The sequence below is a fragment of the Bradyrhizobium sp. Arg816 genome (genome assembly GCF_029989365.1).
Taxonomy (GTDB): domain Bacteria; phylum Pseudomonadota; class Alphaproteobacteria; order Rhizobiales; family Xanthobacteraceae; genus Bradyrhizobium.
The window spans coordinates 88,983-114,020 of record NZ_JAPRAQ010000011.1 but is presented as its reverse complement, the minus strand read 5'-3'; the positions used below and the strand labels follow the sequence as shown (position 1 = coordinate 114,020).

The window sequence follows — 25,038 nt, the reverse complement described above, 5'->3', positions numbered from 1 at the left end:
CCATAACCACAGGGAGTGGTTATACAGCGAGCTGACCACTCCGAGTCTTCGCCAAACTACTCCCTGTGGTTATGGGTCCCGGATCGGCGCTTCGCTTCGCTGCGCTTGTCCGGGACGACACCGCTTGTGAGGCGAGCGGCGGTTCAACTCAACAACATGCTCACGAATTCCGTCTCGTCGCATTCGTTGCAATCGCCGCCGCCGCGGTCCGGTTTTCCACGCCGAGCTTGGCGTAGATCTGCTCCAGGTGCTTGTCGACGGTGCGCGGGCTCAAGCCCAGGATCTGCGCGATGTCGCGGTTGGTCTTGCCCTTGCTGAGCCAGGCCAGCACCTCGCCCTCGCGGGTGGTGAGGCCGAGCTCGCTGGTGAATTCGGGCGGCGGCGCCGAGCCGGACTCCTTGGACAGCCGCAGCAGGAACTCGTTCGGCGCGGTTTCGCCCATGTAGTAGAGCCGCAGTTGCGGATTGTCGGGCAGGGGAGCCGCCTGCGACTTCGAGCTGCCCTTGTCCTTCGCCTGCTCCAGCCATTGCAGGAGTGATGGCGGCAGGACGAAGTCGTCGGTCTGCGCGTCATGGTGATCGGCCAGCAGTTTTTGCGCCTGCGGGGTGGCCCAGAGGATGTGGCCCTGGCGGTTGACCGCGAACAGGAAGCGGCCGGAGACGTCGAGCGCGGCGCGCGCGCTCTGGGTCAGGCGGGCATTGCCGAGATGGACACGGATGCGCGCCAGCATCTCTTCGATCACAATCGGTTTTGTCACGTAGTCGACGCCGCCGGCCTCCAGCCCGCGCACGATGTGCTCGGTCTCCGCAAGGCCCGTCATGAAGATCACGGGCACGTTGGCAACGCCCGCATCGCGCTTGAGCCGGCGGCAGGTCTCGAATCCGTCCATGCCGGGCATCACGGCGTCCAGCAGCACGATGTCGGGCGTGATCTGGTCGACGATGCGCATCGCGGCCGCGCCGTCGAGCGCCACCATCACCGTCATCCCGGCGCCGTCGAGCGCATCGGTGAGCAGCCGCAGCGTCTCCGGGGAGTCATCGACAACGAGCGCGACATCGCGCTTCCTCGACTCAATGCTCATGCGCATGCAACGTCTTCAATGTGGCCATGTACCGGTCGAGATCGAAGCGGTCGACCAGCGACCGCATTTCCGCGACGAAGTCGGCATGCTCGGGGTGCTCGCTGCCGATCTCGTCCAGCTTCAACTGGATGCCCTTGACGTAGCCGATCTGGCCGAGCCCCATCAGCGCCTCGATGTGCCGCACCGGTGGCCTTGATCCGCTCTCGGGCCGCCAGAACGGCACCGCGATCTGGTCCGAGCCGTACTGCCATTCGATCTTCAGAAGCTGGCGGATCGTCTCCAGCAGCCGCGGAATGTCGATCGGCTTCATCAGATAGCCGTCGTGGAAGGGTTGCGCCAGCGGCGTGCCGTGAGCCTCCAGCGCGCTCGCCGACACCATCAGGATGCGCGCCTGGTGATGGCCGCTTGCGCGCAAGGCCTCCGCGACGGCCCAGCCGTCCATGGCAGGCATCGAGATGTCGAGCAGGAACAGGTCGGGCCGGCAATGCTGCGCCAGCGCGAGGCATCCTGGCCCATCGGGTGCGCTGAGCAGGATGAAGCCGAGCGGCGCCAGCACCTCGCGCAGGAGATCGCGATGCACAGGGTCGTCGTCGGTGATGAGGATGGTCTTGCGTGCGCCCCGATAGCCGGAGACCGGCGCCTCCACCGGCGCGATGCGCAGCGGATTGGCGACTTCCGACAGCAGGATCTTGACCTTGAAGGTGCTCCCGGCGCCAACCGTGCTCAGGACCTTGATGTCGCCGCCCATGACGCCGGCGAGCAGCCGGCTGATGGTCAGGCCCAGCCCGGTGCCGGTTTGCGGCTGCGAGACGCCGAGCGCGCCGCGCTCGAAGGGCGCAAAGATGCGCTCGAGGTCGTCGCCCTGGATGCCGGGGCCGGTGTCGATCACCTCGAACTCGGCAACGGGGCTGCGATAGTGCACGACGAACTGCACGCTGCCGGTCTGGGTGAACTTGATCGCGTTGGAGAGCAGATTGATCAGCACCTGGCGCAGCCGCTTCTCGTCGGCGTAGACCACGACCGGCAAATGCGCGGGCCGCCTGAACACGAAGTCGATGCCCTTGGCGGCCGCCTGGAGACGGAACATGCCGACGAGCTGGTCGAGGAAATCGCTCAGCCGCACCTCGTCGCGCGACAGATACAGGCGCCCCGCCTCGATCTTGGAAATATCCAGAATGCCGTCGATCAGGCCGGAGAGGTGATCGGCGCTGCGGCGAACCACGCGGACCTGGTCGCGCGGCTTGGTGCTGAGCGTTGCGTCCTGCTCCAGGAGCTGGGCATATCCGCTGATCGCGTTCAGCGGCGAGCGCAGCTCGTGGCTCAGCCCCACCACGTAGCGGCTCTTGGCGAGGTTGGCGGATTCGGCGACCTCCTTGGCGCGCTGAAGCTCGGCGTCGGTGCGCTTGTGCGCGTCGATCTCCTGGATCAGCAGCGTCGTCTGCCGCCGCGTCTCGGCCTCGGCGGCGCGGCGGCTCTGCTGCGCCAGCACGAACAGCCAGGCCACCACGCCGATGATGATGCTGAGCGAGAAGAACACCTTCCAGAGCACGTTCGAGACAAGCATGTTCTCGCCAGGCGCGCTCGCCGAGGTCTGGAGATAGATCAGCCCCAGCACCAGCGCGACGAGGCCGGCGGAGACCACGAACACGCCGATATAGTGGCCGAACTGCGAGTTGATCCGCCGATAGATCGGTTCGGGAAGAATCTTGCCGAGCGCTTCGGCGAACTGCACCTGTGCCCGCGCATGCGGCTTGCAGAGGTCGTGGCAGCGTGCATCGAGCGAGCAGCACAGCGAGCAGATCGGGCCGGCGTAAGCGGGGCAGGACGTCATGTCCTCCGGCTCGAAACTGTGTTCGCAGATACAGCACTGGATCGACTCGATATTGGCCCAGCTCTTCTTCGGCTTGCGCGCAATGTAGTATTTTCCGTCGGTGAGCCAGGCGATGACAGGCGCGGTGACGAAGGCGACCGTCAGCGCGACGAAGGCTGCGAGCGCCTTCATGGTCGGGCCGAACAGGCCGTAAAACGCCGCGATCGACACGATGGTCGCGATCGTCATCGCGCCGACGCCGACCGGATTGATGTCGTAGAGATGGGCGCGCTTGAACTCCATCTGCGGCGGGCGCAGGCCAAGCGGCTTGTTGACGACGAGATCGGCGACGAGCGCGCCGACCCAGGCGATTGCAACGTTGGAGTAGAGCGCCAGCGTCTGCTCCAGCGCCTTGTAGACGCCGATCTCCATTAGGAGCAGAGCCACCATCACGTTGAACACCAGCCAGACGACACGGCCGGGGTGGCTGTGCGTCAGACGCGAGAAGAAGTTCGACCAGGCGATCGAGCCGGCATAGGCGTTGGTAACGTTGATCTTGAGCTGCGACAGGATCACGAACATGCCGGTGAGCGCCAGCGCCAGGTCCGGCTGCGACAGCACGTAGCGAAACGCTTCAAGATACATGTGCGCGGGCTCGGCCGCCAGCTCGCCCGAGAGGCCGTGGCTCAGCGCAAAGAAGGCGAGAAAGGAGCCCAGCAACAATTTCAGTGCGCCGAAGATGATCCAGCCCGGGCCCGCGATCAGCAGGGCGATCCACCACGACGTTCGCGACGTGCGGCGGTCGCGCGGCAAAAACCGGAGGAAGTCGACCTGCTCGCCGACCTGCGCCACCAGTGAGAACACCACGGAGGATGCGACACCGAACAGCAGCAGATCGAAATGCCCGCTCGGGTCGCCATGTTCGCCGGCGAACTTGCGCCACTCCGTGAACGAGTAGGGGTTGGCCCAGGCGATCGCGGCAAAGGGCAGGATGTGCAGGATGATCCAGATCGGCTGCGTCCAGAGCTGGAAGCGGCTGATCAGCGTGATGCCATAGGTCACGAGCGGAATGATCGCCACCGCGCTGACGAGGTAGCCGATCGGGCGCGGAATGCCGAAGCACATCTCCAGCGCCGTGGCCAGGATCACCGCCTCGATGGCGAAGAAGATGAAGGTGAAGGAGGCGTAGATCAGCGACGTCACGGTCGAGCCGATATAGCCGAAGCCGGCGCCGCGGGTGAGCAGGTCAATGTCGATGCCGCATTTGGCTGCGTAATAGGCAATCGGCACGCCGCAGAAGAAGATGATGGTGGAGACGACGAGGATCGCGGCGCTGGCGTTGGTGACGCCGTAGTTCAGCGTGATGGTGCCGCCGATCGCTTCCAGCGCCAGAAAGGAGATGGCACCGAGTGCTGTGTTGGCGACGCGGGCGGCAGACCAGCGGCGCGCGCTCTTGGCGGTGAAGCGCAGCGCGTAGTCTTCCAGCGTCTGGTTGGCGACCCACTGGTTGTACTGGCGCCTGACGCGATCTATTCGCTGCCGCCCTGCCACTCGTGACCCCACTCCCGATACGGACCCGGACGCCTCGCAAATTCCGTACCAAAAGCCTACGTCGGTATTTTGCGGTGCAGTATACGCGATCTTGCGTATGCTTGCGCTGCACAAATTCGAGCCATCCTCACGGCACCAATCGCGTGTCCTCGAACAAACAGTGGGGTGCTCATGTCAGACGAAGCAAACAAGGGCCTGTTGTTGCCGCTCCGGCGTAAACTATTGATGGGAATGGCCGCCCTGCCTGCTATCACGATGCTGCCGCGGGCGTCCTTTGCGCAGGCCCCGGCGACCTCGGCGGTCAACACGACGGGCCTGGCGGTCACGGACACCGAGGTGACGGTCGGCATCCTGCACTCGGCGACCGGCACCATGGCCATCTCCGAGACCGGCTCGATCGAGGCCGAAAAGCTCGCCATCGAGCAGATCAACGCCATGGGCGGTGTGCTCGGGCGCAAGATCAAGTTCATCCAGGAGGACGGCGCCAGCGATTGGCCGACCTTTGCGGAAAAGGCCAAGAAGCTGCTCGTCAACGACAAGGTCGCGGCCATCATGGGCTGCTGGACCTCGGCCTCGCGCAAAGCGGTGCTGCCGGTCATGGAGCAGTACAACGGCATGCTCTATTACCCGACCTTCTACGAGGGCCTCGAGCAGTCCAAGAACGTGATCTACACCGGCCAGGAGGCGACCCAGCAGATCCTCGCCGGCCTGAACTGGATCGCCAAGGAGAAGGGCGCAAAATCGTTCTTCTTCATCGGCTCCGACTACATCTGGCCGCGCACCTCGAACAAGATCGCGCGCAAGCACGTCGAGAACGTGCTCAAGGGCAAGGTCGTCGGCGAGGAATATTATCCGCTCGGCAACACCCAGTTCAACTCGGTCATCAACAAGATCAAGCTGACCAAGCCCGACGTGATCTTCACCGACGTCGTCGGTGGCTCGAACGTCGCGTTCTACAAGCAGCTCAAGGCGGCCGGCATCGACCTCTCCAAGCAGGCGCTGCTGACGATCTCGGTGACCGAAGACGAAATCGACGGCATCGGCGGCGAGAACATCGCGGGCGCCTATGCCTGCATGAAGTACTTCCAGTCGCTCGACAATCCCAACAACAAGACGTTCGTGCCCGCGTTCAAGAAGATGTGGGGCGAGAAGACCGTGATCGGAGACGTCACCCAGGCTGCCTATCTCGGCCCGTGGCTGTGGAAGTTGACGGTGGAGAAGGCGGGCTCGTTCGACGTCGACAAGATCGCGGCGGCCTCGCCCGGCGTCGAGTTCAAGGGTGCGCCGGAAGGCTATGTCCGCATCCACGAAAACCATCACCTCTGGTCGAAGACCCGGGTGGGACGCGCCAAGCTCGATGGCCAGTTCGAGCTGATCTACGAGACCGCCGATCTCGTCGAGCCGGATCCTTTCCCCAAGGGCTATCAGTAAGTCGCGGCATCAGTCGCGCTTTCTCCAAAGCCTCTCCCTGGCGTGGACCGCAAATCCACGCCCAAGACCCCCGCGTCGCGAACCTGCTCGCGACGCGGGACCTTATCCCTGACGGAGGACATCGATGTTCGGCGACTACTCGCTTGGTGATCTTGGCTCCATCTTCGTCATGCAGGGTTTTGCGGGACTGATCCTGTTCTCGGTCTACGTCCTGATGGCGCTGGGTCTTGCGATCATCTTCGGCCAGATGGGCGTCATCAACATGGCCCATGGCGAGTTCATGATCCTCGGGGCCTACGTCACCTGGATGACGTCGAATTTCTTCCAAGCTTATTTGCCGAGCCTGTTCAGCGGCTACTTCTTCCTGGCGATGATCCTGGCCTTCGTCGCATCCGGCGCGCTGGGAATGCTGGTGGAATGGGTGCTGATACGGCATCTCTACAAGCGCCCGCTCGATACGCTGCTTGCGACCTGGGGCCTCAGCCTGATGCTGCAGCAGGCCTATCGTTCCGTGTTCGGCGCGCGCGAGGTCGGCGTCGAGCTGCCGCAATGGATGCTCGGCTCGCTGCACGTCACCGACAGCATCGAGGTGCCGATCAACGGCGTCTTCGTGATGTGCCTCACCGTGCTGATCACCATCGGCGTCGCCTATGTCATGTACAAGTCGCGCTGGGGCCGCCAGGTCCGCGCCGTCGTGCAGAACCGCATCATGGCCGGGGCGGTGGGTATCAACACCGAAAAGGTCGATCGCTACACCTTCGGTCTCGGTTGCGGCATCGCCGGTGTCGCCGGCAGCGCCTTTACGATGATCGGCTCCACCGGGCCAACCTCCGGACAGCTCTACATCGTCGACACGTTCCTGGTGGTCGTGTTCGGCGGCGCCGCCAGTCTGATCGGCACCATCGCCTCGGCCTTCTCGATCTCGCAGACGCAATCCACCCTCGAGTTCTTCATGTCGGGCTCGATGGCGAAAGTGCTGACGCTGCTCGCAGTTGTCGGAATCCTGATGCTGCGGCCGCAAGGGCTGTTCGCCCTCAAGGTCCGCAAGTGAGAAACTGGGGCTGATGCAATGACCGACAATCGCTTCTTCAACCGATCGGAGTTCTTCGGAATTCTGGTGCTCGCGGTCTTCCTGGTGGTGGTCCTGCCGCTCACACTCGATGTCTTCAGGCTCAATCTGGTCGCGAAATACCTGACCTATGCCTTCGTCGCGCTGGGGCTGGTGATCTGCTGGGGCTATGGCGGCATTCTCAGCCTCGGCCAGGGCGTGTTCTTCGGGCTCGGCGGCTACTGCATGGCGATGTTCCTCAAGCTCGAGGCCTCGAGCGTGGAGAACACCAAGATCCAGTCGACGCCGGGTATCCCTGATTTCATGGACTGGAATCAGATCACCGCGCTGCCGCTGTTCTGGAAGCCATTCAGCAGCCTCACCTTCACGATCGCCGCCATCATTCTCGTGCCCGGCATCTTCGCTCTCATCATCGGCACCGCGATGTTCAAGCGCCGGGTCGGCGGCACCTACTTCGCCATCATCACCCAGGCGGTCGCGGCCATCCTCACCATCCTGATCGTGGGACAGCAGGGCTACACCGGCGGCATCAACGGCATGACCGACCTGCGGACCTTGAAGGGCTGGGACATCCGGCCCGACCACGCCAAGATCGTGCTGTACTTCTTCGAAGTCGGACTGCTGTTCGCCTGCATCATGATCGCGCAGTTCGTCCGGCACTCCAAGCTCGGGCGCATCCTGGTCGCGATGCGGGAGAAGGAGGACCGGGTCCGCTTCTCCGGCTACAGCGTCGCGAACTTCAAGATCTTCGCCTTCTGCATCGCCGCAATGTTCGCTGCGATCGGCGGCGCCATGTTCGCGCTCAACGTGGGCTTCATGTCGCCGTCCTTCGTCGGCATCGTGCCCTCGATCGAGATGGTGATCTACACCGCGGTCGGCGGCCGGCTCTCGATCCTCGGCGCGGTCTACGGCACGCTGCTGGTCAACTTCGCCAAGACCAGCCTGTCGGAAACCTTTCCCGAATTGTGGCTGTTTGGCCTCGGCGGGTTGTTCATCGCCGTGGTGTTGGCCTTCCCGAACGGTCTTGCCGGGATCTGGGGCGACTATGTGCAGCCACGCATCGATCGCCTGATCTCATCGCGCAAACCGAAACCCGACGGGTGGACCGACAGCTCGGTCGCCGACGGCGCCCCGGCCGAGTGAGGAGATCATCATGCTCGTAGGTCACCACGATGCCGATGCCACGCTGGCAGTGAGGAGATAGATTATGCTCGTCGGTCACCAGCCCAAGGAATTCCTGCTCGCCGTCGAGGCACTGACCGTGTCGTTCGACGGGTTCAAGGCGGTCAACGATCTCTCGTTCTACGTCGACGAGAACGAGATCCGCGTCATCATAGGTCCCAACGGCGCCGGCAAGACCACCGTGCTCGACCTGATCTGCGGCAAGACCAAAGCGACGTCGGGCTCGATCCAGTTTCGTGGCAAGGAGCTGACGCGGATGCGCGAGAACGAGATCGTCAAGACCGGCGTCGGCCGCAAGTTCCAGAACCCGTCGATCTACGACGACCTCACGGTGTTCGAGAATCTGGAGATCTCCTATCCGCGCGGCCGTTCGGTGTTCGGCGCGCTGACCTTCACCCGCGACGCCGCCGTGCGCGACCGGGTGCACGAAGTCGCCGAGATGATCTTCCTGAAGGATCGGCTCAACGTGAACGCCGATCTGCTCAGCCACGGCCAGAAGCAGTGGCTCGAGATCGGCATGCTGCTGATCCAGGATCCCGATCTGCTGATGCTGGATGAGCCCGTCGCGGGCATGAGCGTGTCCGAGCGCGCCAAGACCGCCGAGCTGCTCAACCGCATCATCAAGAACCGTTCGGTTCTGGTGATCGAGCACGACATGAAATTCGTCGAGGACATCGCGCACAAGGTCACCGTGCTTCACCAGGGCCAGATCCTCTCGGAGGGCACCATGGAGAAGGTGAAGAACGACCCCAAGGTCGTCGAAGTCTATCTGGGCCATTGAGACATGATGAAGTCGAGCGAGTCTGCTGCGGAAATGACGGTCCACCTCTCCCCTTGTGGGAGAGGTCGGATCGCGCGAGCGATCCGGGTGAGGGGTATCTCTCCGCGAGTCAAGCTGCCTCTCGTATCCGCGGATGCAGACCCCTCATCCGTCGCGGGCTTCGCCCGCGCCACCTTCTCCCACAAGGGGAGAAGGAAGAAAGTTCACGGCAGAGCGGCCTCACCAGAATTCACACGGATTTAGGAAGCGATCATGCTGGCAATTTCCGATCTTCACGTCGCCTACGGCCAGAGCGAGGTGCTGCACGGGCTCAACGTCAAGGTCGCGCCCAACGAGATCGTTGCGATCATGGGCCGCAACGGCATGGGCAAGACCACGCTGATGAAGTCGCTGATGGGCATCCTTCCCGCCAAGAGCGGCTCGGTGACGATGGACGGTGCCGAGCTCGGCGGCCTGCCGAGCTACGAGCGCGTCGCCAAGGGCCTCGCCTATGTGCCGCAGGGCCGCATGATCTTCTCGACCATGACGGTGAAGGAGAACATCGAGACCGGCCTCGTCGTCTCCGGCGGGACCGAGGTTCCGGCCGACATCTACGAATTGTTTCCGGTGCTGCTGGAGATGAAGGGCCGTCGCGGCGGCAATCTCTCCGGCGGTCAGCAGCAGCAGCTTGCGATCGCGCGTGCGCTCGCGACCAAGCCGAAAGTGTTGCTGCTGGATGAGCCGACCGAAGGCATCCAGCCGTCGATCATCAAGGACATGGCGCGCACACTGAAGCGCATCCGCGACGAAAAGGGGCTCTCGATCGTGGTGTCGGAGCAGGTCCTGAGCTTCGCGCTCGACATCGCCGACCGCGTGCTGGTGATCGAGAACGGCGAGATCGTCCGCGACGATCCGCGCGACGCCGTCGATGCCGCGCAGGTCTCGAAATATCTGTCCGTCTAACCAACCGTGTAAAAAGGGGAGCATCTCGATGCCAGAGACACTGATCAAGGTCGATCTCACCAAATCGGCTTACGAAAATGACATGGTGCATAACCGCTGGCACCCCGACATCCCGATCGTGGCCTGGGTCAATCCCGGCGACGACTTCATCATCGAGACCTATGACTGGACCGGCGGCTTCATCAAGAACAACGATTCCGCCGACGACGTGCGCGACATCGACCTGTCGATCGTGCACTTCCTGTCCGGTCCGATCGGCGTCAAGGGCGCCGAGCCCGGCGACCTCCTCGTCGTCGACCTGCTCGACGTCGGCCCGATGAAGGAGAGCCTCTGGGGCTTCAACGGCTTCTTCTCCAAGCAGAACGGCGGCGGCTTCCTCACCGACCATTTCCCGCTGGCGCAGAAGTCGATCTGGGACATCAAGGGTCTCTACACTTCGTCGCGTCACGTGCCCGGCGTCAACTTCGCCGGCCTGATCCATCCTGGCCTGATTGGCTGCCTGCCCGATCCGAAGATGCTGGAAACCTGGAACAAGCGCGAGGCCGAGCTGATCGCGACCAACCCGACCCGCGTGCCTGGTCTTGCCAATCCGCCGTTCGCGGCGACCGCTCATGGCGGCCGCGCCAAGGGCGACGTCAAGGACAAGATCGGTGCCGAGGGTGCGCGCACCGTGCCGCCGCGCGAGCATGGCGGCAATTGCGACATCAAGGATCTCTCGCGCGGCTCGAAGATCTACTTCCCGGTCTACGTGCCCGGCGCCGGTCTCTCGATGGGCGACCTGCACTTCAGCCAGGGCGATGGCGAGATCACCTTCTGCGGCGCCATCGAGATGGCCGGCTGGTTGCATCTGAAGGTCGAAGTGATCAAGGATGGCATGGCGAAATACGGCATCAAGAATCCGATCTTCAAGCCGTCGCCAATCACGCCGAACTACAAGGACTATCTGATCTTCGAGGGCATCTCGGTCGATGAGGCCGGCAAGCAGCACTATCTCGACGTCCACATCGCCTATCGCCAGGCCTGCCTCAACGCGATCGAGTATCTGAAGAAGTTCGGCTACTCCGGCGCCCAGGCCTATTCGATCCTCGGCACCGCGCCGTGCCAGGGCCACATCTCCGGCGTGGTCGACGTGCCCAATGCCTGCGCCACGCTATGGCTGCCGACCGAGATCTTCGACTTCGACGTGATGCCCTCGGCGGCAGGACCCATCAAGCACATCACCGGCGATATCCAGATGCCGATCTCGCCGGACAAATAGTCTCCCTGCGCGACAGGATGCGGGACGGCGCGACTTTGCCGCCCCGCATCCGCCGCGGAATTCTCTCACAGGCAACAGCGTAGGGATGATGCGATGCCGGTCTATGAATATCTCTGTGACGATTGCGGGCCGTTCAAGGACCTGCGCCCGATGGCGGAATGCGACGATCCGCAAAGCTGTCCGCACTGCGAGACCATGGCGCCGCGGGTGATCCTGACTGCGCCGAATTTCTTCTGCATGCCGGCGGAGAAGCGCAAGGCTCACGCCGTCAACGAGCGCAGCACGCATGCGCCGCAGACGCTCGCGCAATACAAGGCCTCGCATGGCCCCGGCTGCGGCTGCTGTTCGTCGGGCAAGACCGTGAAGGACAAGAGCTCGACGGACAAGACAAAGCCCGCGCGGCTGATGACCAAGAGCAGGAGCGGCGCCAAGGGCTTTCCGACCGCGCGCCCCTGGATGATCAGCCACTAACTCGGTCGCTCGATCGACGGCAACCCCAAACAAATAAAAGACAGGAGCGCTCAAAATGCTTCACGGTGACATTTCAAGCAGCAACGACACCGTCGGTGTTGCAGTGGTGAACTACAAGATGCCCCGCCTGCACACCAAGGCCGAGGTGCTCGACAACGCCCGCAAGATCGCCGACATGCTGGTGGGCATGAAGGCGGGTCTGCCCGGCATGGACCTCGTGATCTTCCCGGAATACTCGACCCAGGGCATCATGTACGACTCCAAGGAGATGTACGAGACCGCCTCCGCGGTGCCCGGTGAAGAGACCGCGATCTTCGCGGAGGCCTGCCGCAAGGCGAAAGTCTGGGGCGTGTTCTCGCTGACCGGTGAACGCCACGAGGAGCATCCGCACAAGGCGCCCTACAACACCCTGATCCTGATGAACGACAAGGGTGAGATCGTGCAGAAGTACCGCAAGATCATGCCGTGGGTGCCGATCGAGGGCTGGTATCCCGGCAATTGCACCTATGTCTCCGACGGCCCGAAAGGGATGAAGGTCAGCCTGATCATCTGCGACGACGGCAACTTTCCGGAGATCTGGCGCGACTGCGCCATGAAGGGCGCCGAATTGATCGTGCGTTGCCAGGGCTACATGTATCCGGCCAAGGAGCAGCAGGTCATGATCTCCAAGGCGATGGCGTGGGCCAACAATGTCTATGTTGCCGTCGCCAACGCCGCCGGCTTCGACGGCGTCTATTCCTACTTCGGTCACTCCGCGATCATCGGCTTCGACGGCCGCACGCTCGGCGAGTGCGGCGAGGAGGACTACGGCATCCAATATGCCCAACTGTCGAAACATCTGATCCGCGATGCGCGCCGCAACGGCCAGTCGCAGAACCATCTCTACAAGCTGGTCCACCGGGGCTACACCGGCATGATCAATTCCGGCGAAAGCCCGCGCGGCGTCGCGGCGTGCCCCTATGATTTCTACAAGAACTGGATCGCCGATCCGGAAGGGACGCGGGACATGGTCGAGGCGATGACCCGCTCCACGCCGGGGACGGAGGAATGTCCGATCGACGGCATCCCGAATGGCTCGGCGGCGAGCAATTACTGAGCCGTTGCGGACGGCGTGCTTGCCATTCATGCGAATGCGCCGAGGAACGGGGGCACGGCGCGGCCCCGGATGATCAGCCAAGATGTGAACAGTTGTACATGGAACGGACATTCTGACGCATGGACGCATGCGCGGGGTAGGAATTGAGCCCGGCAAAAACCGTGGCTCGGTTGCAACATGAGTTGTTGAATCTGCCTAAGTTGCGGTCCCGTTGGCTGATTCTCGAGGAACCGTAGTTCTGCCGGCCAGCCTCATGGCCTAAGTTCCTAGCGGCGCCGCTGGGAGCGCCGCGGGTGAGGGAATAGCGTGGGGGCTGGGTTGCCATCGATGGGGCGGGGTTACTCGCGCCGGAGTGCCGCGGCAATTCGCGCGGCATTCTGGATGAGCCTCGCCTTGGGGGCAGCCGCCGCGACGAGCCCCGCCGGAGCGCAGCAGGTCTTCAACGGCTCACAGACCACGCCGAACGGCGCCGTCAACGGCGGCGGCGGGGTGTGGGACACCACCACGACGAACTGGACGAACGTCTTCGGTTCGGTCAGCAGCGCCTACGATCCTTCGTCAGCCGGCACGATATTCGGTTACTCGGGAGTCTCGACGCCGGCAACGGCCGGCACGGTGACGGTTACCCCCGGCGGCGTCCAGCTCACCAGCCTTGTGGGCTTCGATGTCACCGGCGACAATTCGGTCTACACCATTCAGGGCGGCGACCTCCGGCTGGCCACGAGCGGCACCACGTTCATCACCAACAACGTCTCGGGCACGGTGGATCCGTCGGCTGTGATCGCCTCGCGCATCGTCGGGAGCGGCGGGATCAACGTTCAGGGTCCTGGTATCCTGGCGTTGCTCGGCGCCAATACCTATACCGGCGATACTTTCATCTGCAACTGCGGCTCATTGCAGCTTGGCGACGCGACCCACACCGCCAGCATCATCGGTGCCGTCACCAACGAGGGCACATTCAACATCGTCAACGCCGATACCTCCGGCATCACGTCGATCTTGAACGCCGGCGGCCAGACACTTTTCGGCACGATCGGCGGGATCGAAACGGTGACCGCGGGCCAGGCCACCATTACCAATGCCGGCGGTGCCACGATCTTCCTTGCCCAGACAAGTGCGGGCAAGGCCAATATCACCAACCAGAACGGCGGCGGCACGCTATTCACCGAACAATCGACGGCCGCTTCCGCGACCGTCCTGAACAAGGATTTCGGCGGTACCGTCTTTGGCAGTCTCGCCGGATCCGATACCGCGACCGCCGGCAACGCGACGATCATCAACGAGGCCGACGGCCGCACCAATTTCGGCGCGTTCACCACGGCCGGCAATGCCACCATCATCACCAAGGACGGCGGCAAGACCGAGTTCTTCGACCATTCCACCGGCGGCAACGCGCGCTTCATCACCACCGGCACAGGCATTGTCGATTTCGGGGTTAGCCTCGGCCCGAACAGCGACGGCCGCATCACGGCCGGTTCGATCGAAGGCAGCGGCTTCTATTACATCGGAGGCGGCAACACTCTCGTCGTTGGCGGCAACAACCGCTCGACCGAGGTCAGCGGCGTCATTGGCGACTACGATCCCTGCAGTTGCGGTCCTGCCGGCCCCGGCTCGTTGGAAAAGGTCGGCAGCGGAACGCTGATCCTCTCCGGCACAAATACCTACACCGGCACCACGACGGTGAATGGCGGCATCCTGCGGGTTGATGGCGACATCTCGCAATCGAGCCTGACCACCGTGAATGCCGGCGGTGCGTTGTTCGGCGCCGGCATCGTCGGCAACACGTTTATCGCCAACGGCGGTATCTACGCGCCCGGCGACGGCGGCCCGGGCTCAAGCATGCAGGTCCAGGGCGATCTCACCTTGCAGCCCGGCTCGGTCTATGTTGTGCAGGCCGGTAGTGGATTCAGCACGAGCCATGCGCTCGTCAGCGGCAACGTCACGCTGGACGGGACCGTGGGTGTCGCGCTGTATCCCGGCAGCAAGATAATGCAGCACTACTCGATCATGCAGTTTTTCGGCAGCGCCACCGGTAATTTCGCCGGCGTTGCCGCGCCGGGTGGCCTGGTCGGCACGACGACGGTCGGGTCAAACGAAGTGTTTCTCGATTTCACGCTGAACTATGGCGCGAAATACGCGCTCAACATCAACCAGCAGAACGTCGCCACGACGCTTCAGAATTTCTTCAACACCAACGGTTTCCTGCAAGCCGAATTCGCAGGCCTTGGCCCCAAGGGCCTGACGCAGGCCTCGGGCGAATCCGCAACGGGGGCGCGGCAGACGACGTTCAATGCGATGAACCTGTTCATGAGCCTGCTGACCGACGTCTTCGGCTCGGGACGCAGCGGCACATCGGGTGCGACGCCATATGCCGGCGAGCCGAGCGCGAGCGCCTATGCCGCGACCGGCAAGGGCGCGCGTGACAAGACCACGCGCGACGCCTTCGCCTCGATCTACCGCAAGGCACCGGCCGCAACCTTCGAGCAGCGCTGGGATGTGTGGGCGGCCGGCTATGGCGGCTCGCAGACCACCGACGGCAACGCTGCCCTCGGCTCGAACAACACCAGCAGCAGCGTTTATGGCACGGCCGTCGGCCTCGACTATCGCTTCTCGCCGTCGACGATCGCCGGCTTTGCGCTTGCCGGCGGTGCGACCGGCTTCAACGTCAACGGGCTCGGCTGGGGCCGCTCCGACCTGTTCCAGGCCGGCGCCTTCGTTCGTCACACGGCAGGACCTGCCTATATCACGGCGGCACTGGCCTATGGCTGGCAGGACGTCACGACCAACCGCATCGTCACGGCCGCCGGCGTCGATCAGCTGCGGGCGCAGTTCAACGCCAACGCCCTCTCGGGCCGGATCGAGGGCGGTTACCGCTACGCGATGCAATGGATCGGCCTGACGCCCTATGCGGCGGCACAGGCCACCATGTTCAGCCTTCCGAACTATTCGGAGTTCGCGGTGGTCGGCAACAACACCTTCGCGCTCAACTATGCCGCCAAGGACGTGACGAGCACCCGCACCGAGCTCGGACTGCGCGCGGACAAATCATTCGCCGCGGCCGGTGGCCTGATGACCCTGCGCGGCCGCGTCGCCTGGGCGCATGATTACAATCCGGACCGCAGCGTCGGCGCGGTGTTCCAGACCCTGCCGGGATCGGCCTTCGTCGTGAACGGTGCAGCGCAGGCGCGCGATTCCGCACTGACCACCGCGGCGGTGCAGATGAGCTGGATGAACGGCTGGTCTGCGTCGGCGACCTTCGAGGGCGAGTTCTCGAACGTCACCCGCTCCTACGCCGGCAAGGGCGTCGTGCGCTACGCGTGGTAGGGCGAGGCCATCCTCCCCTGGAGGGGAGGGTCGATCGCGCGAAGCGCGAGCGGGGTGGGGTGATCTCTCCACTCGGACACTGCATGCTGGGAAGCACCTTCACCCCACCTCGGATCGCATTTCGCTTTGCTGCATGCGATCCGATCCTCCCCCTCCAGGGGAGGATGAGAAAGAGCGTCACTGTTTCTTCTGCGGAGGCTTGCGCGGGGGGCGCGGGGCGGCGGCAGGCAAGGGCGTGCCAGCCATCTTGTTGGCGGCTTCGCTGACGTCGAGCAGCGAGCGGCGGATGTCCTCGACGTAAGCAGCCGACTTCTTCTTCATGGCATCGGCGAGCTCGTGCAGTCCCCTGATCTTCTCGAACAGCTCGTCGGCGTTGCCGTCGGCGAAGCCGGGGACCACGCCTTCGATCTTGGTGACCGCCTTGTCGAAGCCTGCGAAGGCAGTGTCGACCTTGGCCATGACGGAGTCGATTTCGCCGCCCTTGCTCCTGAGATCGGCGGTGTGGTTCTCGAACGTGCGCAGGCCGTCCTTGATCGCAGGGGCATTGCTGACGATCGTGCGGTCGACGCTATGCAGGGTGTCGACGATGGATTCGGCGTCGCTGAGATCGGCGATCAGCATGGGGATGCCGTCCGTATCCAGCGGCACCGGCGGCGCGGAGGGCGCGCCGCCGATCAGCGAGATCGCGGCGACGCCGGTGAGGCCCTGGAACTCGATGCCAGCAACCGTGTCCTTGCGGATCGGCGCGGTGTTGTCGAGCATCACCAGCGCCACGATCTTGCGCGGATTATCCAGCTTGATCGACAGGATCTGGCCCGCGGGAACACCGTCGAAATTGACCGGGCCGCCGCGACGCAGGCCGCTGGCGGAGCCACCCTCGAACACCACGCGCAACTGGCTCCGGCTCTGGGCGGTGCGCCATTTCTGCACGCCGAGCACGCCGCCGAACGCCACGGCGATGACCGCCAGCGTCGCCGTTCCGATTACGAGGTTGCTCGCGCGTGCCATGCAGGGCGATTTTATGGCCAAAGCGGGATGGTTGGAAGGACGATGCTGCGGCCGCAATACTAGAGCGGGCGGGTTAACGACTTGTCCGCCGTAGCTCGAAGAGCGAAGGCGGAAGCGTAACCCGCCAATCCGCCTTACGCGACATCAATGCCCGGCGGCGCGTTTTGCCGCAGCATTGTTCAGCACGATCAGGGCGTCGACGGCGACGCCCGTTTTGGTGTTGATCAGGAACGGGTTGACGTCGATCGAAGCGATCCGGTCGCCGGCATCTGCGATCAAATTGGACAGGCCGACCAGCGCTTTCACCGCGGAGGCCTCGTGCAGGGCCGGCTTGCCGCGATAGCCGCGCATCTTGATACCGGCCTTGGTGCGGCCGATCAGGAGCCGGGCCTCAGCCTCGTCCAGCGGTGCGCCGGCAAGCGCGACGTCCTTCATCAGCTCGATGTCGATGCCGCCGGTGCCGAACAGCACGACCGGACCCATCTCGGCATCGAGCGAGGCGCCGACCACGAGTTCGAGATCGGCCTTGACCTGCTGCGCGATCAGGATGCCGTCGAGCTTCGGCTTGCCCTTCAGCTTCGTCACCCGCGCGGTGATGTCGGCGAATGCCTTCTTCACCTCCGCCGCGCTGGCGAGGTTCAGCACCACGCCGCCGATGTCGGATTTGTGCAGGATCTCGGCGCTGACGACTTTTGCCACGACCGGGAAACCGATCTGCTTCGCGATCTTCGCGGCTTCCGCCGCCGTCTGCGCAATGGCTTCCTTCGAGACTGGGATGCCATAGGCCCTCAGCAGCTTCTTCGAGGCGACCTCGTCGAGCGCGGCACCGCTCGCCGATTTCAGCGCCTTCTCCAGCACGGCGCGGGCGGCAGGCTTCGAGCTCGAGACGATGTCGGGCACTTCCTTGCGCAGCTTCGCATAGTCGAGCAGCGATTTGATTGCGGTCACCGCACGGTCCATGCCCTGCATGATCGCGAGATGCGGCAGCGATTTGCGCAAGCCCTTGGTGAATTCGGTGAAGCCGATAGACATCGCGCTGATATAGATCACCGGCTTCGACGCCCGGCTCGCCATCTCGTCGACGATGCGCAAATTGCGTTCTCGCAGTTCGTGCGGCGTCTTGGGCAGCTCCGCATCGACGATGACGATGTCGATATCGGGGTCGTCGATCATCAGCTTGATCGACTTCATGTAGACGGAGGGATCGACCACCGCGGCAAAGCCCGCATCGAGCGGATTGCCGACAATCGAGCCGGGCCCGAGCATCTTCGCCAGTTCGGAGCCGACGTGCGGGCTCAGCGGCGCAAAGTTCAGGCCTTCCGCGTAGAACGCGTCAAGCAGCATGCCGCGCTTGCCGCCTGACAGCGTGACCGCGGCGAGCCGGTCGCCCTTGGGGACGGCAGAGTGAACGAAGCATTCGGTGGTCTCGATCATCTCGTCGAGCCCGCCGACCCGGATCACGCCTTCGCGGGTCGCGATGGCGTCGAAGGTCTCGATTGAGCCCGCGAGCGCACCGGTATGCGCCATCGCCGCCGCGCGGCCGCCCTCGGACGAACCGAGCTTGAGTGCGATGACCGGCTTGCTCGCGGCGCGCGCGGCCTTGCAGGCGTCGCGAAACGCCTTGGTGTTGCGCACACCTTCGAGATAGACCACGATGACCTTGATGCTCGGATCCTCGGCGAAATAGCGCATCAGGTCCGGCGTCTCGAGCCCGGCCTCGTTGCCGGTCGTCACCATGTAACCGACCCCGACGCCGCGATCCTCCAGCGCCTGCCGGATCGCCATCACGATGGCGCCGGATTGCCCGGCGATCGCCACCGCACCCTGTTCCATGGTGACGACACGGTCGTCGATATTGGTGAAGAGCTTTTCGCCCGCGCTCAAATTGCCGAGGCAGTTCGGGCCGGTGACGGCGAGCCCCGTTTCGCGTATCGCGGCTTGCAATTCGGCAGCGAGCTTCTGGCTCTCCTCATCCTGCAACTCGCTGAAGCCCGAGGTGACGATGGTGGCCGAGCGCGCGCCGGCCGCGGCGGCGTCGCGGATCACCTGCACGGCAAAGCGCGCGGGCACCAGCACCAGCACGTGATCGGGTTTTTCCGGAAGGCTCGCAAAGTCCTTGTAGCAGGGCACACCCCAGACAGTGTCGCGCTTGGCGTTGACCGGATAGAGCCCGCCCTCATAGCCGTACTTGACGAGGTTGTTCCAGATGCGTTCGGCATAATTGCCGGGTTTGTCGGTCGCGCCCACCAGCACGATGTTGTGCGGGTGCAGCATGGCGTGGATGCCCTTGACGACGTCGCTGGCATCGGGCGCTGGAGACCATGGACGCGGAGAAACGGACGCAGCAGGTACCTGGGCTTCCATGGCGCTTTACCTCTTGTTCTTGTTGCAGCGCTGTCTTGCGCCGGCGTCCGGCGGGACTGATCGTGATGGCTCCATGCCGCGTGGCGGAATGGTGAGTGCTTCGCGACAACGCTAGCATCACCAGACTTTTGGCGAAAGTGCGAACGATCGGGAGACGTGCCACGACTGCGTGACACTTATTCTTTCAAATGGTGATCATGCCTCTGCCGTCGTTCAGTAGCGCAGCAGGCGCAGCTTGTAGGCGTAGTGATAGGCTAATTGCTTCGCGAGGTAGGGAGCGATGGCGCGCCGGATCTGCATCTGCGTCGGATCGAAGCCGAGAACGCGGCGCCGCAGGATGCCCATCTCCCTGAGCGCCAGGGTGCCCATCTCCCTGAGCGCGTGGCGGATTGCGAACCGCTATTCGCCGGTTTCGATCAAGGTGGCATGCAGGACGTAGCGCTCGGGTCCGGGCGTGACGGCGTCGAAGGGCCAGCATGTTGTGAGCACTAGCTCGACATCCTGCGCCGCGGGATCGATGCCGGACTCATCGAAGCGAACCACAGCGGAGGAATCCGCCCGATAGCGAAAGTGCTTTCCGTCACGACGTGTGACATCGATTACGTCACCAATGGCGACATTCCGCAGGAAGCGGAAATGTGTATCGCGGTGCGCAGCGTATACGGCAATGCCGCGCTCGCCGGCATCAGCCGTTTGGTGGATATGGCCGGGTCCGAAAGCGAGGGCCTGGCCGCTGGTGCCTTCCAGCACGATCGCACTGGCCCCGATCCGCTTCACCTCGATCCGCGCCACCGGCCAGGTGTCGGCCCATGACCACGGCTTGACCACCTCGCCGGTCGTTAGGCTTCTGTCGAACGCGCGCTCCAGCAGCACCTGAGCAAGCCAGGCCTTGGCATGGATGTAGGCGCCGTCGCCGAACAGGAGGAGGCCGACAAGTGCAACAGCGACGGGCGAGATGAGGCGGGGCATGGTCTCGACATTCGTCATTGCGAGCGCAGCGAAGCAATCCAGAGTCTTTCCGCGGAGGCAGTCTGGATTGCTTCGCTGCGCTCGCAATGACAGTAGGAAAAAGGCGCGCGCGGCCGTTAGTGTGGGACGGGCAGCCGCGCGCGCTAACAGAGGAGTTCGGGGGGCTCCTCTCTCAAGCAGCGTCGGTGAGCAAGGGCCGACGCCGGTTGAACACGAACAGGATCAGGGCGAGCACGATCAGGATGAAGCCTGCGATCATCTTCAGCTCGGCCGAGGTTGCGGTCTTGGGCAGGCGGATCGCATCGGGCGCGGCAGGTGTCGGGCGCCTCGCGGCCGGCTGGTTGCGCGCATCTGCATGGCGTTCGCGCCGCTCGCCAAAGACCTTCTCGAAATCCCAGCCGGCCGGCAGGTTGAGCGGCAGCTCGCTGAGCTTGAGCGGCTCGCCCTCGGGGCGGCTCGGCGTCTTGTCGACCGCGACGAGGCTGGTGAGCCGCGTGACGATCTGGTGGTCGAGCGCCAGCGCCAGGATCGCCTTGTCGGAGTCTTCGGGCGTCATCTCGCGCATGGTACGCGCCACCTCTGCGTCGCCGATCTTGCGCTTGGCCCAGAGTTTCGACAGGCCCTTGCCTTCGGCGGCGTTTTGCAGCGGCAGCGTCACCGACCACGGCCGGTCGCCGACGCGTCCCTTGATCTCGAGCGAGCCCGCGAGCTTGTCGAGCTTTGCCGCCAACACCAGCGGTTCGTCGCGATAGACGTCGGGAATGATCGCCGGCGTGACGTCGGCCTTCGCTTCGGAGAATTTTGTACTGAGGCCGGTCGCTGCCGGGTTCTCCAGCTTGGCGAACAGGCCGCGCATGCGCTCCTCGACCTGCTCGACGGAGCCGATATGGGTGAACGCGCCGCGGCCGAGCTCGGCGGCGCGCGTCATCAGATAGGTGTTGGGCGCGGATCCGATGCCGACCATGAACACGCGCGAGCGGCCCCGCATCGCAGTGATCGTTTCGAACAATTGCTGCTCGTTGCCGATCGCACCGTCGGTCAGGAACACCACCTGGCGGACCATGCTGGTGTCGCCAGCCTTGTCCGTCAAGGCCGCGCGCATCGCCGGCACCATCTCGGTGCCGCCGCGGGCCTGCAAGGCACTGACGAACGAAGTGGCTTCGCCGACATGCGTGGCGTCGGCCGGCACGGAGGCCGGAAACAGCACGTCCATGGTGTCGTCGAAGCGGATGACGTTGAAGCGGTCGTTCGGTTGAAGGCGAGAGAGCGCGTAAGTCAGGCTGGCCTTGGCCTGAACGATCGACGTACCGCCCATCGAGCCCGAATTGTCGATCACGAACACGATCTCGCGCGGCAGCGGCTTTTGCGCCGTCTGCTCGGCACTGGGCGGGGTCACGAAGGCGAGCAGATAATCTGCATCGCCGACACGCTCGCGGAACAGCCCAACCGACGGTGCCTTCTCCGCGGCCGGCTTCCAGGTCAGCTCGAAATCGCGGTCGGCGGGCACCGCGCTGTCGGCAAGCGTGACGATTCGCGTCGCATTGTCCGGGCTCTCGACCTTGACGTTATGGTGGTGACTCCTGACCTCGCCGAGCGCGAAGCCTGCCTTCAGGCGCACCGTGATGCTCGTCGGATTGACCGGCGCATTTCTGGCGGGATCCAGCACCGGCGGCGAGATGCGGTCGCGGTCCGGCACCGGCTCCGAATTGGACATGCCCCAGCCCGAGCCATCCTGGCGGAAGTCGACGCTCTGCACAATCGGCGCCGGATTGTAGCGCGGCCCGACCACCAGCGGCAGCCGCAGCGAATATTCATTGCCGGCTTGATGCACCGGCTCCTGATATTCGATCTGCACCAGCACGGTTTCGCCGGGACCAATATTGGCGAGCGAATTGGTGAAGATGTTCGGCCGCTCCTGCTCGGTGAGCGCGGCCTTCTGGCCGGCGCGGCGCGCCTGCTCGTAGATCACGCGTGCCTGCTGCCGCTCCTTGATGTCGCCGATGATGACGCGGTCGCCGACCACCATCTTCAGTGTGTCGACGGCGCCGCCGGCGGGAAGCGGATAAACGTAGGTCGCCTCGACCCAGTCCTTGGTCGGATTGCGGAAGACCTGGGTGACGCGGGCGCGCAGTGTCGGGCCTGATACCGTGATGTCGACGTCGGTGCCGAGGCGGACCGCCTCCGTGGTGGCGCCGTCCTCCTTCAGGAGAAGGGTGCCGGATTTGGCGTCGCCGGGCTGGAGCAGGCTGGCCTGCTCCGTCGTCGCCGACCATCCGGGCTCAAGACTCACGAGCAGGGCCACGAAGGCGACCAGCATCACCGCGATGCCCTGCACCAGAAGAAACAATCCGAGCTTGATCAGCCGCCCCAGCATGGGATGCTCGTCGCTGTCGGCTGTGTCGTAGCTATCCATTTCGCCTGCTCCCGAAGGGTGTTCGCTGGCTCGGAGCATCGGTCGGGAGCGCCTGAATGCGCGAGCAGAATGATCGGCAATGTTCCGCCGCGGCCGGCCCCGGCAGGCCAACGCCGGGATCGCCATGTACGGTTTTGTGCTGGTTTGTCCGCCCTGCTAGACTGGCGTCCGTGGAGCGGGGTTGACGATGCAGACGCAGGATAGATTCACCGACAGGCAGCTTTCGGACGAGCAGAGCCGCGAGATCGCGGAGACCATTCGCGAGGAGCTCGCCAGGCGCCGGATGTCCCGGCAGGCGCTGGCCGAGCAGGCCAAGCTCAGCCTGTCGACATTGGAGAAGGTGCTCGGTGGCCGGCGGCCGTTCACGCTGGCAACCACCGTGCGGCTGGAGCAGGCGCTGGGCGTCTCCTTGCGCAAAAACGCCGCCGTGGTGACGCCTCCGGCCGCAAGCGATGTCGCGCCCGACAGCCTCGGCTCCTATGCGCATCGCGCGGTGACCTGGCTCGAGGACGTCTACATCACGCTGCGACCGTCCTTCGGCGACAAGGATGCGATCTTCGCCTATCGCACCGAGATCGTCTGGGAGCCGAAGGTGTCTTCACTGGTGTTCCGCGAGGGCGAGCGAACCGATGCCGCCTATGAGCATACCGGCGAGGTTGCGGTGCCGCATCAGTCCGGCTTCATCTATCTCGTCATCATCAAGCACGGCCAGCATCGCGTGATCACGGTGTCGCGGCCGACGGTTGCCGGCGAGATGTACGGCATCATCTCGACGCTCCGCGCCGGACCCGGCTCGCAACTGACGCCGATCGCGGCGCCGATCGCGTATGTGCCGCTCAGCAACGTTCCGCAACCGTCCCTGGGGCGGATCGGGCCGGATGATGCCAACCACGCACTGTATCGCAGTCACCTGCGCCGCACGGTCGACGAATCGTTCGCGTTATTCCTGCCGGGATAGTTCGCCCTGGCGGCGCCATGCAAAAAAAATAGCGGCCTTTCGGCCGCTATTTTATCGAGGTATGCACAGTTGCCGCGGCCTAACCGCCCGTTTCGGCGCTGATGATGTCGCCGAACAGCTCCCACTGGCCCTTTTTGAACCGCCACATCTTGAGCTGCTCGATCGGCGCGAAGTCCGTGGACGAGGTGTTGATCTTGATCCCCGGGATCAGCGTATCGGGGACGAAGTCCTTGAGGCTAGCGGCCTGCTTCATCACGTTCTCACGGGTCAGATTGTCACCCGACTGCTTCAGCACCTGCACCATCGTCTGGGCCGCGGCATAGGCGTAGACCAGATTGGCGTCCGAGATGTTCGCACCGGGCATGTACTTGTCGATGAAGGTCATGAACTTCTTCATGCCCTCGTCGTCCTTCCACTGCGGATCCGAAGCATCCTTCAGATAGCCGGCCGACAGCACGCCCTCGGATGCCTCGAGGCCGGCCGGCTTCATCACCGCGCCGATCGACACCGAGACGTCGGTCATCAGGTGCATCGGCTTCCACTCCAGCTCCGCGATCTTCTTGATCGCCTGGGCCGCGAATTTCGGGGTCGCGATGTTGACGAAGACATCGGCGCCGGTGCCCTTGAGCTTGACGATGTGGGCATCGATCGACGGCTCCGAGGTCTCGTAGCTCTCCTCGGCCACGATCAGCTTCGACGCCTTGTCGCCGAACACGTCCTTGATGCCGGCGAGGTAGTCCTTGCCGAAATCGTCGTTGGCATAGAAGATCGCGACCTTCGCGTCCGGCTTCTCCTTCAGAATGTACTTTGCGAAGATCTGGGCCTCGACCCGGTAGCTGGGCTGGAAGCCCATGGTCCAGGGGAAGTTCTTCGGGTCGTTCCACTTGCTGGCGCCGGTGGCGAGGAAGAGCTGCGGCACCTTCTTGGAATTGTGATATTTCTGCACGGCGGTCTGGGTCGGCGTGCCCAGCGCGTTGAAGACCAGGAAGACCTCGTCGCTCTCGATCAGCTTGCGAACCTGCTCCACGGTCTTCGGCGGCGAGTAGCCGTCATCATAGGAGATCCAGTTGATCTTGCGGCCGTTGATGCCGCCCTGGTCGTTGATCATCTTGAAATAGGCTTCCTCGGTCTTGCCGATGATGCCGTAGGCGGACGCAGGACCGGAATAGGCCTCGACATTGCCGATCTTGATCTCGGTGTCGGTGACGCCGGTGTCGTACGCCTTCTGCGCATACGCGAATGGGGGCGCAAGCAGCGTCAACGCCGTTGCTGCGGCAAGCAGGGAGAGTTTCTTGTTCATGAAAATTCCTTGGGGTTTTCTTTGGGGTTT

General features: G+C 63.9%; 17 protein-coding genes and 1 pseudogene. 10 read left to right on the top strand and 8 right to left on the bottom strand.

Annotated features, from left to right (window positions below; all coding sequences use genetic code 11):
- Positions 1-160: 160 nt before the first annotated feature.
- Both OWC48_RS25920 and OWC48_RS25915 read right to left on the bottom strand, forming a co-directional pair.
- The gene (locus OWC48_RS25920; protein ID WP_282522503.1) at positions 161-1,087 is read right to left on the bottom strand and encodes a response regulator; all 927 of its coding nucleotides are present in this window, start codon (positions 1,085-1,087) and stop codon (positions 161-163) included.
- Complete coding sequence (locus OWC48_RS25915; protein WP_282522502.1) at positions 1,071-4,442, bottom strand: ATP-binding protein; 3,372 nt, start codon at positions 4,440-4,442, stop codon at positions 1,071-1,073. The genes OWC48_RS25920 and OWC48_RS25915 overlap by 17 nt, the downstream gene beginning before the upstream one ends.
- A gap of 171 nt (positions 4,443-4,613) precedes the next feature.
- Here OWC48_RS25915 and urtA point away from each other — a divergent pair, with 171 nt between their 5' ends.
- The 9 genes from urtA to OWC48_RS25870 all read left to right on the top strand — a co-directional run bounded on the left by urtA (position 4,614) and on the right by OWC48_RS25870 (position 15,996).
- Complete coding sequence (gene urtA, locus OWC48_RS25910; RefSeq protein WP_282522501.1) at positions 4,614-5,873, top strand: urea ABC transporter substrate-binding protein; 1,260 nt, start codon at positions 4,614-4,616, stop codon at positions 5,871-5,873.
- A gap of 124 nt (positions 5,874-5,997) precedes the next feature.
- Positions 5,998-6,924, top strand: coding sequence for an urea ABC transporter permease subunit UrtB (gene urtB, locus OWC48_RS25905; protein WP_014491162.1), 927 nt, complete (start codon positions 5,998-6,000; stop codon positions 6,922-6,924).
- 18 nt (positions 6,925-6,942) lie between these two features.
- Positions 6,943-8,085, top strand: a complete 1,143-nt coding sequence (gene urtC, locus OWC48_RS25900) for an urea ABC transporter permease subunit UrtC (RefSeq protein ID WP_282522500.1) — start codon at positions 6,943-6,945, stop codon at positions 8,083-8,085.
- A 64-nt stretch (positions 8,086-8,149) separates the two neighbouring features.
- Positions 8,150-8,905, top strand: a complete 756-nt coding sequence (gene urtD / locus OWC48_RS25895) for an urea ABC transporter ATP-binding protein UrtD (protein WP_007615920.1) — start codon at positions 8,150-8,152, stop codon at positions 8,903-8,905.
- Positions 8,906-9,157: 252 nt separating this feature from the next.
- A complete protein-coding gene (gene urtE, locus OWC48_RS25890; RefSeq protein WP_071909047.1) occupies positions 9,158-9,847 on the top strand; it encodes an urea ABC transporter ATP-binding subunit UrtE in 690 nt (229 codons plus the stop codon).
- Positions 9,848-9,875: 28 nt separating this feature from the next.
- Positions 9,876-11,105: a formamidase gene (gene fmdA, locus OWC48_RS25885; RefSeq protein WP_282522499.1), complete on the top strand. Its 1,230-nt coding sequence runs from the start codon at positions 9,876-9,878 to the stop codon at positions 11,103-11,105.
- Positions 11,106-11,198: 93 nt separating this feature from the next.
- Positions 11,199-11,576 (top strand): zinc ribbon domain-containing protein, encoded by a 378-nt coding sequence (locus OWC48_RS25880; protein WP_282522498.1) that lies wholly within the window; start codon positions 11,199-11,201, stop codon positions 11,574-11,576.
- A 55-nt stretch (positions 11,577-11,631) separates the two neighbouring features.
- The gene (locus OWC48_RS25875; RefSeq protein ID WP_063979998.1) at positions 11,632-12,672 is read left to right on the top strand and encodes an aliphatic amidase; all 1,041 of its coding nucleotides are present in this window, start codon (positions 11,632-11,634) and stop codon (positions 12,670-12,672) included.
- A gap of 381 nt (positions 12,673-13,053) precedes the next feature.
- Positions 13,054-15,996 carry an autotransporter domain-containing protein gene (locus tag OWC48_RS25870; RefSeq protein WP_282522497.1) on the top strand — a complete coding sequence of 981 codons (2,943 nt, stop codon included), beginning with the start codon at positions 13,054-13,056 and terminating at the stop codon, positions 15,994-15,996.
- A 177-nt stretch (positions 15,997-16,173) separates the two neighbouring features.
- On the opposite strand, the gene OWC48_RS25865 is transcribed toward OWC48_RS25870, so the two are convergent.
- The 5 genes and pseudogenes from OWC48_RS25865 to OWC48_RS25845 all read right to left on the bottom strand — a co-directional run bounded on the left by OWC48_RS25865 (position 16,174) and on the right by OWC48_RS25845 (position 22,750).
- On the bottom strand, positions 16,174-17,004 hold the full coding sequence (locus tag OWC48_RS25865) for an MlaD family protein (protein WP_282522496.1): 831 nt from the start codon (positions 17,002-17,004) through the stop codon (positions 16,174-16,176).
- A gap of 144 nt (positions 17,005-17,148) precedes the next feature.
- Positions 17,149-19,368, bottom strand: coding sequence for an acetate--CoA ligase family protein (locus OWC48_RS25860; RefSeq protein WP_282522495.1), 2,220 nt, complete (start codon positions 19,366-19,368; stop codon positions 17,149-17,151).
- Positions 19,369-19,581: 213 nt separating this feature from the next.
- Positions 19,582-19,725, bottom strand: a pseudogene (locus OWC48_RS25855) (glycosyltransferase); the annotation flags it as partial.
- A 42-nt stretch (positions 19,726-19,767) separates the two neighbouring features.
- Positions 19,768-20,337, bottom strand: a complete 570-nt coding sequence (locus tag OWC48_RS25850; protein WP_282522640.1) for a class GN sortase — start codon at positions 20,335-20,337, stop codon at positions 19,768-19,770.
- Between the two features lie 172 nt (positions 20,338-20,509).
- Positions 20,510-22,750, bottom strand: a complete 2,241-nt coding sequence (locus OWC48_RS25845; RefSeq protein ID WP_282522493.1) for a marine proteobacterial sortase target protein — start codon at positions 22,748-22,750, stop codon at positions 20,510-20,512.
- A gap of 187 nt (positions 22,751-22,937) precedes the next feature.
- On the opposite strand from OWC48_RS25845, the gene OWC48_RS25840 reads away from it, so the two are divergent.
- Positions 22,938-23,708 carry a helix-turn-helix transcriptional regulator gene (locus OWC48_RS25840; protein WP_282522492.1) on the top strand — a complete coding sequence of 257 codons (771 nt, stop codon included), beginning with the start codon at positions 22,938-22,940 and terminating at the stop codon, positions 23,706-23,708.
- 79 nt (positions 23,709-23,787) lie between these two features.
- Here OWC48_RS25840 and OWC48_RS25835 read toward each other — a convergent pair whose 3' ends face one another.
- Complete coding sequence (locus tag OWC48_RS25835; RefSeq protein ID WP_282522491.1) at positions 23,788-25,008, bottom strand: ABC transporter substrate-binding protein; 1,221 nt, start codon at positions 25,006-25,008, stop codon at positions 23,788-23,790.
- Positions 25,009-25,038 lie beyond the last annotated feature (30 nt).

Coding starts and splice junctions, on each gene's coding strand:
- OWC48_RS25920 (WP_282522503.1), bottom strand. CDS start 1,087: ATGCGCATGAGCATTGAGTCGAGGAAGCGCGATGTCGCGCTCGTTGTC.
- urtA (WP_282522501.1), top strand. CDS start 4,614: ATGTCAGACGAAGCAAACAAGGGCCTGTTGTTGCCGCTCCGGCGTAAA.
- urtB (WP_014491162.1), top strand. CDS start 5,998: ATGTTCGGCGACTACTCGCTTGGTGATCTTGGCTCCATCTTCGTCATG.
- urtC (WP_282522500.1), top strand. CDS start 6,943: ATGACCGACAATCGCTTCTTCAACCGATCGGAGTTCTTCGGAATTCTG.
- urtD (WP_007615920.1), top strand. CDS start 8,150: ATGCTCGTCGGTCACCAGCCCAAGGAATTCCTGCTCGCCGTCGAGGCA.
- urtE (WP_071909047.1), top strand. CDS start 9,158: ATGCTGGCAATTTCCGATCTTCACGTCGCCTACGGCCAGAGCGAGGTG.
- fmdA (WP_282522499.1), top strand. CDS start 9,876: ATGCCAGAGACACTGATCAAGGTCGATCTCACCAAATCGGCTTACGAA.
- OWC48_RS25880 (WP_282522498.1), top strand. CDS start 11,199: ATGCCGGTCTATGAATATCTCTGTGACGATTGCGGGCCGTTCAAGGAC.
- OWC48_RS25875 (WP_063979998.1), top strand. CDS start 11,632: ATGCTTCACGGTGACATTTCAAGCAGCAACGACACCGTCGGTGTTGCA.
- OWC48_RS25870 (WP_282522497.1), top strand. CDS start 13,054: ATGAGCCTCGCCTTGGGGGCAGCCGCCGCGACGAGCCCCGCCGGAGCG.
- OWC48_RS25865 (WP_282522496.1), bottom strand. CDS start 17,004: ATGGCACGCGCGAGCAACCTCGTAATCGGAACGGCGACGCTGGCGGTC.
- OWC48_RS25860 (WP_282522495.1), bottom strand. CDS start 19,368: ATGGAAGCCCAGGTACCTGCTGCGTCCGTTTCTCCGCGTCCATGGTCT.
- OWC48_RS25850 (WP_282522640.1), bottom strand. CDS start 20,337: ATGCCCCGCCTCATCTCGCCCGTCGCTGTTGCACTTGTCGGCCTCCTC.
- OWC48_RS25845 (WP_282522493.1), bottom strand. CDS start 22,750: ATGGATAGCTACGACACAGCCGACAGCGACGAGCATCCCATGCTGGGG.
- OWC48_RS25840 (WP_282522492.1), top strand. CDS start 22,938: ATGCAGACGCAGGATAGATTCACCGACAGGCAGCTTTCGGACGAGCAG.
- OWC48_RS25835 (WP_282522491.1), bottom strand. CDS start 25,008: ATGAACAAGAAACTCTCCCTGCTTGCCGCAGCAACGGCGTTGACGCTG.